Origin of the sequence: Paraburkholderia fungorum (assembly GCF_902833645.1) — a bacterium.
In the GTDB taxonomy this organism is placed as follows: Bacteria; Pseudomonadota; Gammaproteobacteria; order Burkholderiales; family Burkholderiaceae; genus Paraburkholderia; species Paraburkholderia fungorum.
This window is the reverse complement of sequence record NZ_CADFGE010000002.1, coordinates 289,035-303,679: the sequence shown is the minus strand read 5'-3', so window position 1 is coordinate 303,679 and position 14,645 is coordinate 289,035. Positions and strand designations below refer to the sequence as shown.

The 14,645-nt window shown below is 63.3% G+C and carries 14 protein-coding genes; 7 read left to right on the top strand and 7 right to left on the bottom strand.

Annotated features, from left to right (window positions below):
- Positions 1-7 precede the first annotated feature (7 nt).
- Both HWX91_RS08065 and HWX91_RS08060 read right to left on the bottom strand, forming a co-directional pair.
- Positions 8-1,861 (bottom strand): ABC transporter ATP-binding protein/permease, encoded by a 1,854-nt coding sequence (locus HWX91_RS08065; protein ID WP_028194624.1) that lies wholly within the window; start codon positions 1,859-1,861, stop codon positions 8-10.
- Between the two features lies 1 nt (position 1,862).
- The gene (locus HWX91_RS08060) at positions 1,863-2,738 is read right to left on the bottom strand and encodes an extracellular solute-binding protein (RefSeq protein WP_028194623.1); all 876 of its coding nucleotides are present in this window, start codon (positions 2,736-2,738) and stop codon (positions 1,863-1,865) included.
- 245 nt (positions 2,739-2,983) lie between these two features.
- Here HWX91_RS08060 and HWX91_RS08055 point away from each other — a divergent pair, with 245 nt between their 5' ends.
- From HWX91_RS08055 to HWX91_RS08045, 3 genes are all read left to right on the top strand, one after another.
- Positions 2,984-3,472 carry a molybdopterin-dependent oxidoreductase gene (locus tag HWX91_RS08055; RefSeq protein ID WP_028194622.1) on the top strand — a complete coding sequence of 163 codons (489 nt, stop codon included), beginning with the start codon at positions 2,984-2,986 and terminating at the stop codon, positions 3,470-3,472.
- Positions 3,473-3,565: 93 nt separating this feature from the next.
- Entirely contained in the window at positions 3,566-4,162 is a 597-nt protein-coding gene (locus HWX91_RS08050) for a nitrogen fixation protein NifQ (RefSeq protein WP_375792428.1), read from the top strand.
- 52 nt (positions 4,163-4,214) lie between these two features.
- A complete protein-coding gene (locus tag HWX91_RS08045; RefSeq protein WP_244144027.1) occupies positions 4,215-4,613 on the top strand; it encodes a winged helix-turn-helix domain-containing protein in 399 nt (132 codons plus the stop codon).
- A gap of 75 nt (positions 4,614-4,688) precedes the next feature.
- Here the strand turns inward: HWX91_RS08045 and HWX91_RS08040 are convergent, their stop codons facing one another.
- Both HWX91_RS08040 and HWX91_RS08035 read right to left on the bottom strand, forming a co-directional pair.
- Positions 4,689-6,041, bottom strand: a complete 1,353-nt coding sequence (locus HWX91_RS08040) for a DUF2325 domain-containing protein (protein WP_028194619.1) — start codon at positions 6,039-6,041, stop codon at positions 4,689-4,691.
- Positions 6,042-6,170: 129 nt separating this feature from the next.
- Positions 6,171-6,701: a hypothetical protein gene (locus HWX91_RS08035; protein ID WP_244144026.1), complete on the bottom strand. Its 531-nt coding sequence runs from the start codon at positions 6,699-6,701 to the stop codon at positions 6,171-6,173.
- A gap of 252 nt (positions 6,702-6,953) precedes the next feature.
- On the opposite strand from HWX91_RS08035, the gene HWX91_RS08030 reads away from it, so the two are divergent.
- Both HWX91_RS08030 and HWX91_RS08025 read left to right on the top strand, forming a co-directional pair.
- The gene (locus HWX91_RS08030) at positions 6,954-7,433 is read left to right on the top strand and encodes a nuclear transport factor 2 family protein (RefSeq protein WP_028194618.1); all 480 of its coding nucleotides are present in this window, start codon (positions 6,954-6,956) and stop codon (positions 7,431-7,433) included.
- 109 nt (positions 7,434-7,542) lie between these two features.
- Complete coding sequence (locus tag HWX91_RS08025) at positions 7,543-8,421, top strand: 2OG-Fe(II) oxygenase (protein ID WP_028194617.1); 879 nt, start codon at positions 7,543-7,545, stop codon at positions 8,419-8,421.
- Between the two features lie 87 nt (positions 8,422-8,508).
- On the opposite strand, the gene HWX91_RS08020 is transcribed toward HWX91_RS08025, so the two are convergent.
- The 3 genes from HWX91_RS08020 to HWX91_RS08010 all read right to left on the bottom strand — a co-directional run bounded on the left by HWX91_RS08020 (position 8,509) and on the right by HWX91_RS08010 (position 11,708).
- Complete coding sequence (locus HWX91_RS08020; RefSeq protein ID WP_028194616.1) at positions 8,509-8,943, bottom strand: GNAT family N-acetyltransferase; 435 nt, start codon at positions 8,941-8,943, stop codon at positions 8,509-8,511.
- Positions 8,944-9,061: 118 nt separating this feature from the next.
- On the bottom strand, positions 9,062-10,501 hold the full coding sequence (locus HWX91_RS08015; RefSeq protein ID WP_028194615.1) for an MFS transporter: 1,440 nt from the start codon (positions 10,499-10,501) through the stop codon (positions 9,062-9,064).
- A 325-nt stretch (positions 10,502-10,826) separates the two neighbouring features.
- Positions 10,827-11,708 carry an isocitrate lyase/PEP mutase family protein gene (locus tag HWX91_RS08010; RefSeq protein WP_028194614.1) on the bottom strand — a complete coding sequence of 294 codons (882 nt, stop codon included), beginning with the start codon at positions 11,706-11,708 and terminating at the stop codon, positions 10,827-10,829.
- A gap of 170 nt (positions 11,709-11,878) precedes the next feature.
- On the opposite strand from HWX91_RS08010, the gene prpR reads away from it, so the two are divergent.
- Positions 11,879-13,888: a propionate catabolism operon regulatory protein PrpR gene (gene prpR / locus HWX91_RS08005; protein WP_102857549.1), complete on the top strand. Its 2,010-nt coding sequence runs from the start codon at positions 11,879-11,881 to the stop codon at positions 13,886-13,888.
- Positions 13,889-14,024: 136 nt separating this feature from the next.
- Entirely contained in the window at positions 14,025-14,588 is a 564-nt protein-coding gene (gene ahpC / locus HWX91_RS08000; protein ID WP_028194612.1) for an alkyl hydroperoxide reductase subunit C, read from the top strand.
- The last annotated feature ends 57 nt before the right edge of the window (positions 14,589-14,645 follow it).

Sequence of the window (14,645 nt, the reverse complement as noted above, 5' to 3'; positions counted from 1 at the left end):
CCGCGGGTCAACTGAGCTTCCAGGCCGACACGCCGGATTCGTCAATATCGATCCGGCAGGGGCTTCCTTCGCGCAGGCGGGTGTCCCCGTTGGCGATATCGAACCGTACCCCCGCGATATTCAGCCTGACATACCGCTCGCCGCGCCGTAATTCAACCGCCTCGACCACGCCGGCATGCGCGCCATCGGGACAAAGATGCACGGCGTGCGACGAGATGCGCCACATCACGCGTTGCCCAACGGCAATCTCCTGGTCGCCGTGAGCCGTTGCGATTGTCAAACCATTGCCGATCTCGATCCGACCCGGGGCGGTCACCGAACCCTCGCCGACATTGTGCAAGCCCAGCAGTTCGGCGACCCGCATCGAAGCCGGCTGTTCGAATACCGCGGCAATGGCACCCGCTTGCAACACCCGGCCCTGTTCGACCACCAGCACTTCGTCGGCGAGGAGAGCCGCCTCGTCGGGATCGTGCGTGACGATGATGGTCACCGCGGCTATCTCGCGCTGCAAGGCTCGCAACGACTGCTGCAAACGCCGCCGCCGCGGCGTATCGAGCGCCGCGAACGGCTCGTCGAACAGCAGCAATTCGCTATGACGCGTGAGCGCCCGGGCCAGCGCCACACGCTGCCGCTGACCGAACGACAACTGATGCGGCAAGCGCGCGACCAGTTGCGCGAGACCCAGGTGTTCGAGCCAGTAACGCGCGCTGGCGGCATCGGCGTCGACCGGAAACGCGAGTTGCTGCGCGACCGTCATGTGCGGAAACAGACCGTAGTCTTGCGGCATATAACCGATCTGGCGGCGCTCGGGCGGCAGCGGGCTCAAATCGGTGGCGCCGAGCCGGACGGAACAGGATGCGTTGGATTCGAGCCCCGCAATCAGGCGCAATGCCAGCGATTTGCCGGAGCCCGACGGTCCGATGATCGCGAGCCGTCGTGTCGCGGGCGTCCACGCGATGTCGAGTTCGAACGCGCCCAGGCGGCGTTGCAGATGAAAGGCGAGACGCCGGCCGGCGGTCTCGCCCCGGCTGGCGGTGAGATCCGTGCCGGGTTCCGGCGCGTCGTCGCCGTTTTCGGTTTGTTCGAGCGCGGATTTCTGCCGAACGCTATAGACCGACAGCGCCGCGCAAACAATCGCAATGGCGAGCGTTGGCAGCAGCAGGGGCATCATCGCCGGCAGACCCTGGCCGCCGAATACTACGTACGTATACACCGGCAGCGAGTACGGGTGATAGGCCACCATCACCGTTGCGCCGAATTCGCCGAACGCACGCAACCACGCGAGCGCGAGTCCTGCACGAATCGCCGGCCACGCGACCGGCAACATCACGCGGAAAAAACGGCTGCCCGCATGGTGACCGAGCGTGGCGGCCACGTCGTCGAGCACCGGGTCCACGGCGGCAAACGCCGATTTCGCGGCGATGATCAGGAAGGGCGCGGCCACGAAGACTTCCGCGAGCACGATGCCGGCAAACGAATCCGTCAGCGCCCCGTCGGTGAACTGGCCGACCCAGCTATACGGGCCGAGCAGAAACAGCAGCAGCACGCCGCTCGTGAGCGGCGGCAAGGCGAGCGGCAACTGTACGACGAAGCCGAGCAGCGCCATCTTGCGCGAGTTCGACCGTGCCAGCAGATAGCCGAGCGGCACGCCGCCGAGCAGAATCACGAGCGAGGCCACACTGGCGCTCGCCGCCGAGATGCCGACCGCCGACCACACCGCGCGCCAGTCGACATGCGGCCAGTCGGCCGCGCCGAGTTGCGGCACGCTCGCGACAAACGGCGCGCATAGATACACGGCAAGCAGCGCCGCCAGCCACAGCAGCGGTCGCGCGGCGGACCGGTTTACCGCCGGTTTTGCCATCTTACTGTGCCGCGTCGATCACGGCCTGGACCGAAGGCGGCATTCCCTGTACATCGCCGGTAATGGTCGGCTTGATCACATCGACGCCGTGTTGCTTCAGCAGAGCACCGCCTTGCGCGCTCAGCAGGAAGTCGACGAAGCTGCTCGCGCCGTCGCGGTTCGGGGCGTCGCTCAGAATCGTCAGCGTGTAGCTTGCTTTAGCCTGCAATTCGGGCGCCGGACGGAGCGCCGGAATTTTCAGGTCGGAGGTTTCGGTCGAGTAGAAAAAGCCGGCGTCGAGTTGACCGGATTGCAGACGGCCTACTAACGTTTCTTCAGGCAAAACCTGAGCGGGATTTTCCGCGTCGCCCAGCGTTTTTTCGACGAGATCCGCTTGATGGTAGAGCGCCGCGGCCTTCGTCATCATCTCGACAGTGAAGGCGCCCTTCGGATCCAGCTTCGGATCGGTACGGCCGATGCGGATGCCCGGTTCCTGCAGCACCTGGTCCCAGCGCTTGCTCCTGAAGTCCGCCGCGAATCTGCTTTGCGGGTTGTAACCGATCATCAGCGGCGATTCGGCGAAGTTCACATACCACGTCACGTGATTGCCGTTCGCCTCGCCCATCAGGCTGGTGTTTACCTTCGGGCTGGCGCTGATGAATACGTCGCCGCGCCGCAGTTTGCCCTTGATTTCGTTGGCGATCTTGTTCGAGCCCGCTGCATAGCCACGGAAATGCTGGCCGGTCGCCTTTTCAAAGGCGGGTCCGACGCTGCGCTCCATCAGATTGACGAGCGAACCGGCGTACAGCACGTTGACCGTATTGTCCTGCGCGAAGGCGGGTGCGGCCGCCACCACGCCGGTGACGACAACGAAAGATGCCAGCAGCTTGCGAATCATGCGATTAACCCCGATGCGTTATTAAGAGCGATATATTACGACGTCATCGCCTTGCGTTGTGCGTCGTTGCGCGCCTGGTCCGATCGATTAATTGAGCGGGAAAGTGCGCACGTAGCGGGTGCCGCCCGTGTTGCCGGCGCGTACCGACGCATTTTTGCCCCATGGCGATCATCGCAGCGTAATATACACACGGACATAACGAGCCAACAAGCGGCTCAGACACGAAATGCTGGAGATAAACGCATATGGATGGTGTGAATGAGATTGCCGCGCCTGCCGTCGAATGCGCGCTCGTCCTGTGCGGACGATTTCAGCGCCCGTTGTCTTTCGACCTCGAGCGGCTCAAGGCGTACGAAAGCGTGCTGTCCACGCCCTTCGACCTGCGCTGCTATACGACGAACCGTTTTATCCGCAGCGTCGAGCCATACCGCGGCGTGCGTTTGACGACCTTGCTCTCGGAAGCGGGCCTGCCGAACGAGGTGCCGGGCGAGTTCAAGCGCACGGTATTCGTGGCCGTCGGACACGATGGTTACGTCGTGACGTTTTCATGGCATGAGTTGTTCAACAGCCCGATCGGCGAGAACGTGCTGGTCGCATACGAATGCGGCGGCCGCGCGCTCGACGCCGAAGACGGCGCGCCGATTCTGTTTTCCGGTTCGGACATTCTGCCCGCCCCACGCCATGTCAAACGACTCGCCCGTATCGAGGCGCATGTTTTGAGGCCGTTGGGGTAGGCGATCTGGGCGACTGGCGTAACATGGTCCGTTGCTCACCATTGCGTTGCCGCCATGCCTGACGAACCGCTTTCGCCTGCTGTTGGAGGTGCCGTGCCCGGCACCGCGCCGCTGCGTACGCCGCTCGATGAGCCGGTTGCCAAGCGCGCGGCGACGTGGCTGGCTGGGGCGACGGACGCCGCCTCGCCCGATACACAACTGTTCGCCAGACTGATTGCCGTGCGCGACGTGCGTCACGAACTCGCGCTGCTGGGCTTGCCGCAGCCGGCATGGCGCGCGCTAGTGGCGCGGCACTTCGCGCATGCGGCCGCGCTTGCGCCGCTATCCGCGTTGCCACCGGTGGACACCGGCGAATACGCGGCATTCGTCGACACGTTGCGCGCGCTCCTGCTCACGCATGCCAGCGGCACCGTCGACGCGGACGACGCCCACTGTCTTGCTTCGATCATCGCGCACGCATGCCTGCGGCCCGATCACCTGTGGCGCGACCTCGGTCTTGCGGGCCGCGAAGAGGTCACCTGGATGCTGACGCGTTATTTCCCGAAGCTCGTAGCCTTGAATGTCGACAATCTGCGCTGGAAGAAATTCCTTGCCCAGCAGCGCGCGCTTTCGTTAGGGCTTGAGCCCGGCCCGGCTCCAGGTTGTCCGGGTTGCGAAGACTACCGGCATTGCTTCCCCGGCGGCCATTGAAGGCCGTTTAGCGTGGGTGGCAGGGCGAGGCGGTTCGTGTATCCTTTCGCGCATGGCTGATACCGCGAAAACCAAACCAAGACCCGCGACGAAATCCGCGAAACCGCGCCCCGAAGTGCGCTTCAGAATGCGTATTCTGAGCGGCGACGCTGTTGCGCTCGGACCCGGCAAAGTCGAACTGCTCGAAGCTGTGCGCGAACACGGCTCGATCTCGGCGGCGGCGCGCAGTCTCGGCATGTCGTACCGGCGCGCATGGCTGCTGATCGACGAGTTGAACCGCTCGCTCAAAGTGCCCGCTACCCATTCGGAGCAGGGCGGTCAAAGCGGCGGCGGCTGCACGTTGACGCCGGTGGGCGAAGACATTATTCGTCTGTACCGCGAGGTCGAAATCGAGGCGCAACGAAGCTGCGCAAAACAGATTGCCGAGTTGACCCGGTTGATCCGCCCGTAAGCGTCGGAGTGCTATCCGGTTCAGTGTCCGGGTTTAAGCGTAAGCGGCTGGCGGCTACCTCTTACCACCGGCAACTCAACCGTGGCGCAGGCAAAACGCCGAGGGCGGCGGATTACCTAACTGGGCAAGATGCTCGGGCCGCAGCCGGTCCATCAATTCGACGAAGCTCGCCACGCTCGCCGTGCGCAACGGGTAGTAGTCGATCTGATGGCGCTCGCATACGCGCTTAAGCGTCGTCATCGAATCGTGATCGACGCAGTCCACCGGAAACACGACGATATCCGCGCCCGGCAGCGCAGCGGCAAGCAAACCCTTGCGATCTTCCACGCCGCCGTCATGCACCACGAAATCACCGCCGGCGGCTTCCACCAGCCGCTTGAGCGCGGCATTCGAGCCGGGGCGGCCGCCTACATACACGACCCGTTTGCCGCGTACGCTGTCCAGGCTCGCTTGCCGCATCCTGACGGCGCCATGGCCTTGGGCGGCATCCACCGTTGCGCGCTCCAGTGCATCACATTCGCTTTGCACCAGTTTGAGGAGCGCCAGCGCCTGATCGTGGCTCTTGCGTAACGCCAGCGCCGCGCCTCGCTCCTGCAGCACCCGCTGCTCCGCGGCCTCGCGGCGGCTGGTATGCAGGGCCACCCGCTGGTCGGTCTCGGCCAGTTTGTCGCGCAGTCTGGATACTTCGGCTTCGAGGTCCGTGGGGTCCGTCGGCATCTGGCGCGCGGTCAGCGCGGTGAGCTGCGCGATCTGCTCATTGAGCGCGGCGATCGACGCATCGCGCTGCCTGCTGATTTCCTGCAAACGGGCTTGCTGCCGCTCGATTTTCTCTTTCAATTCGGCGTTTTCCGCTTCGAGCGCAACCAGCCTGCGAATGTCCGCGCGATTCGCCGCGCCGACCAGATGCGACAGCATGTGCAGTTCGCCGAACGCTTTCTGGCGGATGTGCAGGTTCGCATACGGATGCGTCATCAACGCCCAGTAAGCCGGTGGGATGTCGCCGTTTTTCAGCGCTTCGTCCCAGAGCTTCTGCAGTTCGACCTCGTCGGCGGCTTTGTCGAAGCGCCGGATCGCGGCCGCATAGTGCTCGTCGAGCAACTTGTGCAGGGCTTTGGCGCCCGCGCCGCCATCGATCGCGAGTTCGACCGCCGAGTGATGAATCTCCAGATCGCTCGCGTCCCGGCTGTCGAGGGTAGTGAATTTAGGCACCAGCTTGCGCAGCTCATGTGTGCTGAGACAGGTGCCGATGATCGAACAATGCAACTGGCCGTCGAGCTCGGCGAGGCGCGCGCGCCGTTTGGTGTTCGAGAACGACGTTTTGGCGGGCGTGCAGCACGGATCGGCCGCGCGCAAGCCGGTGCCGGCCAGTTCGTCGCTGGACAGCTTGAGACGCGAGGGTTGGGCAAGGCGAAACGGGGGCGTGTGCATGAGGACCTCGAATCCGGTTCTGGCGTCAGGCTGGCTGAGCCTGCGTGCTCGGCATGCAGGTCATGCACGCCACGCAAGCGTCGCTTTCGATATATTCGAAAAGATATAACGCCGGGCAAATAAAAACGTTCATGTGTGGCTATGGCGATCCAGCACGTGCCCGACGCACAGGCCGATAAAGGCTGTGTCGAGCCGTTCGAGTTCCGCCACCACCTTGCGCAACGCGGCCAGATCGTTGCTATAGGCGTCCGAGAAAATCGCGTCGCGAAGCTGCTCGGCCGAGCGCGCCTCTTCAATCGACGCTTTCAGCTCGCGCAGGCGGACGAACGCCGCCGCCCTGGCCTCGTCGGCGAGGATCGAGAGCAACTGGTTCAATGAGTGCGAACCCGAGGTGCCCACCGAGGCGAAGTTCAGGCGATCGTCCGTCAGCATCGACACGAAGCGCTGCACGCTGCCATAAAGGCGCCGGTAAGCATCGACGACATCGCGGATCAACTCGGCGCGGCCTCGTTCGGACGTCGACTTGACTGCAACAATGGTCGACGAAAAATCCTTCGGAACGCGTCCCGAAGGGTTGGCCGAGGTGGGCCGCACGATCGGTCGCGAGGTGGATGGCGCTGCGGGTCCCGCTGTAAGTTGCGCTGTAACTGGATTACGCACCGCTGCTGGCTCCTGCTGGCTTGTTTCGCTTCATCGTGCGCGGGCGACGGGCGAGCCGCGCTTCACGAAGCATACCGTGATATTCGACAGGATATAACGAAAGGCGGCGCGAGTGTTACAGAGGCCGCACCCCGGCCGCGCCGTTTTCCGCTATCGTGTGCTGCCTGCGCGCCTCAAGTCCTGGTGCGCGCTCCTTTTCCGGATCGTCTCCACGGCCGGCAACGCTTCAGCACAAGCAATGAGCCATTTCAAATGAGCCATCCCAATACCGAACTGATCGAGCGTTTTTACACCGCGTTCCAGCAGCGCGACGCCGACACCATGGCCGTCTGCTACGCCGACGACGTGGTCTTCAGCGATCCGGCCTTTGGCGAGCTGCGCGGCGAAGAGGCGCGCGATATGTGGCGCATGCTGGTGGCGCGGGCGCAGGACTTCTCGCTGACGTTCGACGGTGTCGAAGCCGATGAGCATAATGGTCGCGCTCACTGGGTGGCCCGTTACACTTTCAGTCAGACAGGCCGCACGGTGGTCAACCGCATCGACGCCCGCTTCAGGTTTCGCGAGGGCCGCATCGTCGAACATCGCGATGCGTTTGACCTTTGGCGGTGGACCCGTCAGGCTTTAGGCGTCAAAGGTGTGCTGCTCGGCTGGACCCCTTTCGTGCAGCGCGCAATCAGGGCACAGGCAAGAAAAGGCCTCGATCTCTATCGCCGCAGACAGCGCAGCGCTTAAGAGATCAACCGGAGACCAGCCGGACATCAACCCGCTTCGCTCCATCCAGACTTGCTATGGCCCGGCCAGTTGATGCAGTATTTCGTGATATGAACAAGCGGGGAATGCTATGCCGGTAGTGGATGCGTCGTGGGAAGCGTGGCTGAGCAGCAATGTGGCACGCGGTTGCAGCATCGACTCGATGATCGACGCGATGGTGCAGGCCGGCTTCGCCACGGAAGCCGCGCGCGTGGAAGTGCACAGGGCGTTTGGCAAGGACCCGGTTGACGCGGGGGGCTCGCCGCCGGGTGCGATCGAGGCCGCGCTGGCGAAAGCCGCGCCGCAAACCTACCAGTACGACACGCCGCCGGTTGCGCGCGGCAATGTGATCCGCGCGCACGATCGCGACGTCCGCGTGCTGATGCGTTGCGAGCGGCCGCAGGTAATCGTGTTCGCGGATGTGTTGTCGCCCGAAGAATGCAACGAGATGATCGAACGCTCGCGGCATCGGTTGAAGCGCTCGACTACGGTCAATCCCGCCACCGGCAAGGAAGATGTAATCCGTAACCGCACCAGCGAAGGCATCTGGTACCAGCGCGGGGAAGACGCGTTCATCGAGCGGCTGGACCGGCGCATAGCGAGTCTGATGAACTGGCCGGTTGAAAACGGCGAGGGGCTGCAGATCCTGCATTACGGCACGACCGGCGAATATCGTCCGCACTTCGACTATTTTCCGCCCGATCAGGCCGGCAGCGCGGTTCATACCGCGCAGGGCGGCCAGCGCGTGGCAACCCTCGTGATCTATCTGAACGACGTGCCCGACGGCGGCGAAACGATTTTCCCGGAAGCGGGAATGTCGGTCGCGGCGCGACAAGGCGGCGCGGTGTATTTCCGCTATATGAACGGCCAGCGCCAACTCGATCCGCTGACCTTGCACGGCGGTGCGCCGGTGCTCGGCGGCGACAAATGGATCATGACGAAGTGGATGCGCGAGCGGGCCTACGGCTGACGCGCAAGCAATACGCGCGAGGGGCGCGATTTTTCCGCTATTCGGCCGCGTGACGCCCGGACCGGCGTCCGGCCGCCCGTGCTTCGCTCAAGCAGTCTTGTAGACGTCCGGATTGTGCAGTTCCATATAACGCTCCGGCGTCGTCAGTCCTTTGAAGCCGTGCGGCTCGTAGACGTGGTGAGCGTCGGTCGTGACCAGCACGATCCTGCGCAAACCGGTCAACTGTGGGCTGGCAAATACGTGCCTCATCAACGCCGAAGCGTATCCCTTGCCGCGATAGGCCGGCAGCACGAAGACGTCGCACAGGTAGGCGAAGGTCGCCTGGTCTGTGATCAGGCGGGCAAACGCGATCTGCCTGCCTTCGATATACGCGCCGAAACAGAGCGAGCCGGCCATCGCCCGGTCGAACGTCTCGCGTGGCATGCCCTTCGCCCATGGGGTCTGCTGGGAGAGGAACGCATAGATCATCTCGATGTCGAGATCGGCCTTGTTGTCTGAAATTGTCAGCTCGTTCGCTGGCATCGCGTCTCTCCGCCTGTTCTGGTTCAGCAATCAAAGGAGGCAGTGCCGGCAGGGCAGCGTGGTTTTTCTTTACGTTTCTATTCACGCTTCCATTGCCGCTTCACGGCCCGCGTTGTCGTCAGCTTTTCGCCGGGCCCTCGACGCTGCGCGAGCCGCCGCCGATGCTCTGTCCCGCGTTGCGCGCGAGGCCCAGGTAACCGGTCACGGACACCAGCGTCAGCACACCGGCAAACAGAAACGCCAGACGGAAATCGTCCAGCGTGAAAACGTGGCCGCTTGTCTCGCCATTGAAGACCGCTGCCGCGCGCAACGAAACGGCGCCGAAGGCAATGCCCAGACCGATCGTCATCTGGGCGGCGGCGCTCCATAGCGTGCTGGCCGCGCTCATCTGCGGTTGTGAGACGTCCGCGTAGGCGAGCGTGGCAAGCGTCGAGAATTGCATCGAGCGCGCCACGCCGTAAATGAACACGACGAACAACACAAGCACGAGCGGCACGTTCGGCGTCAGCAGTCCGCAGGCAATGATGAAAATGCCGGCCACCGTTACGTCGATAATCGACACCATGCGGAAACCATAGCGTTGCAGGATGCGAGTGGTCAGGGCCTTCATGCCGAGATTGCCGAGCGCGCTCGCGAGCAACAACAGGCCCGACTTGAACGCCGACAAGCCGAAACCCACCTGGAACAGCAGCGGCATCAGATACGGCACCGCGCCAATGCCGATGCGGGTGAACGAGCCGGTGACCACCGTCACGGAAAAAGTCGGGATTTTCAGCGTGGAAACGTCGATTAGCGGATGCGGGTGACGTTTTGCGTGCTGAAACGCCAGCACGCCCATCATCAAGCCGCCGAGGATGACCGCGCCGGCCACCCAGGGATTCTCGCCGGGCTGGCTCGCCAGTTCGGCGCCGTACAGGATCGCCGTCAGCGTGGTGGCGCTCAGCAGGAGCCCGACGACGTCGAGCGGTTTGCGTTCGGTGCCGCGCAGGTTAGGCACCAGCGCGAGCGCAATGGCCATTGCGGCCAGACCGAACGGCACATTCAACAGAAAGATCCAGCGCCAGTTCGCATACGTGGTGATGAAGCCGCCCACCGGCGGCCCGATCACCGGCGCGGCAATCGCCGGCCATGTGATGGTCGAGATCGCCTGCATCATGCGGCTCTTCTCCGTACTGCGGACCACGATCAGGCGGCCGACCGGCACCATCATCGCGCCGCCCATGCCTTGCAGCAGCCGCGCGGCTGTAAATTCGGCCACATTCTGCGACAAGCCGCACAACACCGAAGCCACCGTGAACACGCCGATCGCGCTGACGAACACCGTGCGCGAGCCGCAGCGGTCGGCAACCCAGCCGCTCACCGGGATGAAAATCGCCAGCGCCAGCATATAGGCCGTCATGCCCAGACTCAGGCTGTTCGGTCCGACGCCGAACGAGTGCGCCATTTGCGGCAGCGCTGTGGCGATTACCGTGGTGTCGAGATACTCCATGAAGAAGGTGGCGGCCACAATGTACGGCAGCCAGCCGACGTGCGAATTGCGTGCGCCACCGCCGGTCATGAGCTCTTCCTCATCGCACCGCGTGTGGATTCGCTGACGCCGCTGCGCCGGCGCGTACTCAGAGCGCGTGTTGACTTCATGTTTTTGCGACTACCTTTCGAAAACGTGTTTCCGGCATCCGGATATAGACGATCAACAGGATCGCAGACCATACGGTGACGTACCAGTCGAGATACGACTCATGGCTGCTAGCCTCGAATCGTAACGCAACAAACCCGGTCGTACCTGCGAGGATCGCAGCGGTCAGCGCGTAAGGCAAGCCGACGGCGAGCGCGCGGATGGGTGCCGGAAACAGTTCGGTCTTCGCCAGCAGGTGAACTGCCGCTCAATCCTTCGCCGCGTACTCCTTGTCGAGCTTGTCGTACAGCGGTTTGTTCACGAGGCGCTGGCGTTCGCTGAACGGCGCGACCAGCGTAGCGTCTTCATCGAGGCGGCCGTTGCTCTTCAATGTGCCGAGCGCGCGCTGCATGCCGAGCACCGCGCCTTGCAGCGCCGCGTTTGCGTACAGCACGATGCCGTAGCCGAGTTTGGCGAGCGCTTCACGCGATTGCACCGGCGTCTTGCCGCCGATCACGATGTTGATCAGTTGCGGCTTGTCGAACAGTCCTGGAAGGCGCTCGATATCGGCGAGCGATTCGGTTGCTTCGATAAACAGAATGTCCGCACCGGCTTCGATAAAGCGATGACCGCGTTCGATCGCGTCTTCAATGCCGTGGACCGCAGCCGCGTCGGTGCGGGCCATGATCTGCAGATTGCCGTCTTCGCGGGCATCGACTGCCGCGCGGATCTTGCCGACCATTTCGCTCGTGCTGACGACTTCCTTGCCGGCGAAGTGGCCGCATTTCTTCGGCATGATCTGGTCTTCGAACTGGATCACGTCGGCGCCGCTGCGCTCCAGCACGCGCACGGTCTGGCGTACATTCAGCGCGTTGCCGAAGCCGGTGTCGGCGTCGACGATCAGCGGCAGGGCAACCGCGTCGCGAATCCGCGCGCAATGCTCGGCGACTTCGGCGAGGCCAATGAAGCCGAGATCGGGCAGGCCGAGCGACATGTTGGTGACGCCCGCGCCCGTGATGTAAATCGCTTCGAAGCCGGCGTCCTCGATCACGCGTGCACTCATCGCGTTAAAGGCGCCCGGCACGAGCAGACCCTGGCGTTGATTGACTTTGGCGCGGAAGGCGGCGCGGCGGGTGGCGGAAGTGCTCATGGCGGTATGTCTCCAGATGGGAAGTAAGTGATAGAAGCTCGGCCTGACTGCGCAGGAACCATGCCATTCGCCGGGTCCTGGAATTAATGCCGAACAATCAGTAGCTTAGGCTGAGCGAGAGCAGAGGCTCGGTTCGTGGCAGAATGCTAGTGTGTTCCATGAAACGTTTCATGGAACGTTCCAGTTGTGAACGGAGCGCTGCAGTGTCTATTTTCACGTCGTCTCTTGCCGGTCCTCAACCGGGCCTGCCAGGTGTTGCTCTGGTCAGTATCAGCCGCTTGCAATCGGTTTGCGAGACGGTCGCGCCGCGTTATGCCGATCGCGCCAGGTTCTTTTCGGTCCGTGAAGGCTACGGCGCTGCCGTTACGGCCCTGCAGGCCTACGTGGACGCGGGTTCGGTCGATGTGGTACTGGCCGCCGGATCGAACGGCGCCTACCTGCGCGACAACCTGAGCGTCCCGGTGGTGATGGTCAAGGTGAACGGTTTCGACGTGCTGAGCGCGATCACCCGCGCCACCACGAGCTGGCCGGGCGCGCAGATCGGCCTCGTCCTGCATGAAACCATCTCGCACGAACTCGCGGACCTGCGCGGATGGCTGAACATCGGTCTGAAGCAGCGCGCCTATCGCTCGATCGACGAAGTGAGGCTGGCGGTCGCGAATCTGGCGGCCGAGGGCTGCAGCGTAATCATCGGCCCTGGCATGGCCTGCGATTTCGCCCAGCAAGCCGGCATGGAGAGTGTTTTTCTGTACTCGCTCGGCGCGGTCGAAGAAGCGTTCGAGCGCTCCGTTGAACTGGCGCGCGTGAGCCGCCAGAAGGAATCGAAGCGGGTGCGCCTGAACACGATCGTCGCCCATTTGCGCGACGGCGTGGCCGCCTTCGACGATGCCGGCCAGCTCGAAGCCATCAATCCGGCAATGCTGGATCTGCTCGGCCTCGACCGCGAACAGGACGTTGCGGCGCAATTGACACGCGCTGTCGGCCCATTGCTGCGCGGGACGCTCGAACATGGCATGCCGGTCGAGGAGCGAATCGAGCAGATCGGCGGCCGCGCGCTGATCGTCAACTGTATGCCGATCGTCGAGCAGGGCCTGCGTTCGGGCTCGGTGCTGACGGTGCAGGACGCGCTGGTCGCGCAGCGGATCGACCGTTCGCTGCGCACCAGTCAACGGCCCAAACACCTGGTCGCACGGCACCATCTGGACGATCTGGTCGGCAACTCGCCGGCGCTTGAACGGGTGCGGCGGCTCGCCCGCGCGGGTGCGGCTCACGACGCCACCGTGCTGTTGAGCGGCGAAAGCGGCACCGGCAAGGAACTGGTCGCGCAGGGCATCCACAATGCCAGCCGGCGGCGCGGCAACCCGTTCGTTGCCTTCAACTGTGCGGCGCTCCCCGAAGGGCTGATCGAAAGCGAGTTGTTCGGCCATGAGGAAGGGGCGTTTACCGGCGCGCGCCGCGGCGGCAAGCCGGGCCTTTTCGAAATCGCCCATACCGGCACGATTTTTCTCGACGAAATCGGCGAGATGCCGGCGGCGCTGCAAAGCCGGCTGCTGCGCGTGTTGCAGGAGCGTGAAGTGATGAAGCTCGGCGCCGGGCGCGCGACGCCTGTCGACGTGCGGGTGATTGCCGCCACACATCGCGATCTGCACGCGCTGGTCGCGCAGGGCGTGTTTCGCGCGGATTTGTATTTTCGTCTGAATCTGCTTCAGATAGCGTTGCCGCCGCTGCGCGACAGGCGCGACGATGTCGAACAACTGGCGCGGCACCTGCTGGAGCGCAGTGCGCGCCAATACGGGCTATCGGAGGCTGCGCTCGAGCGGGTGCTGAGCTTTCTCACGCCCCTGTTCGAGCACTATGCATGGCCTGGCAATGTGCGGGAGCTGGAAAATCTGCTCGCGCGCGCCGCTATTTATCTGAACAATGCGGCCGGCGACGAGTGGCAGGACCTGCAAACGGTGTTTCCTGAGTTCGGGCGGATGCGTCAGGTGGCCGCAGACGGGGACGGCGCGATGGATCATACCAGGCTCACCGGCGATAGTCCGGTCCGTCGTTCACCCAGCCGTCGGGACCTCGAACGCGCGCTCGAACAGGCCGGCGGCAACCGCGCCGCAGCAAGCCGGGCGCTGGGCATCGGCCGCACAACCCTCTGGCGGCTGATGAAGGATTTACCGGAAGATTGATGCGCTGCAATAGCCTCCGGCAGCCGTTCAAATAGTAATAAACTATCAAAATAATTGAAACACACCACTTTACCTATTAAGCAGTGTCTGACATACTGACTCCACTTTCCAACCACTCAGAAAGAGGACTCAGTAAATGCCGATCATCAACAGTCAAGTCAAACCGTTCAAGGCGCAGGCATATCACAACGGCGATTTCCAGACCGTCACTGAAGAAGACCTGAAGGGCAAGTGGTCGGTTTTCGTTTTCTACCCGGCTGACTTCACCTTCGTGTGCCCGACCGAACTGGGCGACCTGGCCGACCGTTACGCCGAATTCCAGAAGCTCGGCGTCGAAATCTACAGCGTGTCGACCGATACGCATTTCACGCACAAGGCATGGCACGACACGTCGGACACGATCCAGAAGATCAAGTACCCGATGCTGGCTGACCCGACGCTGGCGATTTCGCGCAACTTCGACGTGCTGATCGAAGAAGAAGGTCTGGCACTGCGCGGCACGTTCGTGATCAACCCGGAAGGCGAGATCAAGCTGGCCGAAATCCACGACAACGGCATTGGCCGTGACGCTGGCGAACTGCTGCGCAAGGTGCAAGCTGCGCAATACATCGCGGCTCACCCGGGTGAAGTTTGCCCCGCCAAGTGGACGCCGGGCGCTGAAACGCTGACCCCGTCGCTCGACCTGATCGGCAAGATCTAAGGTCTAAAGACCTCTGGCAGTAAGCGCCTCACGGCGCATCGCCGTGCGGACCGCGTC

Coding starts and splice junctions, on each gene's coding strand:
- HWX91_RS08065 (WP_028194624.1), bottom strand. CDS start 1,861: ATGGCAAAACCGGCGGTAAACCGGTCCGCCGCGCGACCGCTGCTGTGG.
- HWX91_RS08060 (WP_028194623.1), bottom strand. CDS start 2,738: ATGATTCGCAAGCTGCTGGCATCTTTCGTTGTCGTCACCGGCGTGGTG.
- HWX91_RS08055 (WP_028194622.1), top strand. CDS start 2,984: ATGGATGGTGTGAATGAGATTGCCGCGCCTGCCGTCGAATGCGCGCTC.
- HWX91_RS08045 (WP_244144027.1), top strand. CDS start 4,215: ATGGCTGATACCGCGAAAACCAAACCAAGACCCGCGACGAAATCCGCG.
- HWX91_RS08040 (WP_028194619.1), bottom strand. CDS start 6,041: ATGCACACGCCCCCGTTTCGCCTTGCCCAACCCTCGCGTCTCAAGCTG.
- HWX91_RS08030 (WP_028194618.1), top strand. CDS start 6,954: ATGAGCCATCCCAATACCGAACTGATCGAGCGTTTTTACACCGCGTTC.
- HWX91_RS08025 (WP_028194617.1), top strand. CDS start 7,543: ATGCCGGTAGTGGATGCGTCGTGGGAAGCGTGGCTGAGCAGCAATGTG.
- HWX91_RS08020 (WP_028194616.1), bottom strand. CDS start 8,943: ATGCCAGCGAACGAGCTGACAATTTCAGACAACAAGGCCGATCTCGAC.
- HWX91_RS08015 (WP_028194615.1), bottom strand. CDS start 10,501: ATGACCGGCGGTGGCGCACGCAATTCGCACGTCGGCTGGCTGCCGTAC.
- HWX91_RS08010 (WP_028194614.1), bottom strand. CDS start 11,708: ATGAGCACTTCCGCCACCCGCCGCGCCGCCTTCCGCGCCAAAGTCAAT.
- prpR (WP_102857549.1), top strand. CDS start 11,879: ATGGAACGTTCCAGTTGTGAACGGAGCGCTGCAGTGTCTATTTTCACG.
- ahpC (WP_028194612.1), top strand. CDS start 14,025: ATGCCGATCATCAACAGTCAAGTCAAACCGTTCAAGGCGCAGGCATAT.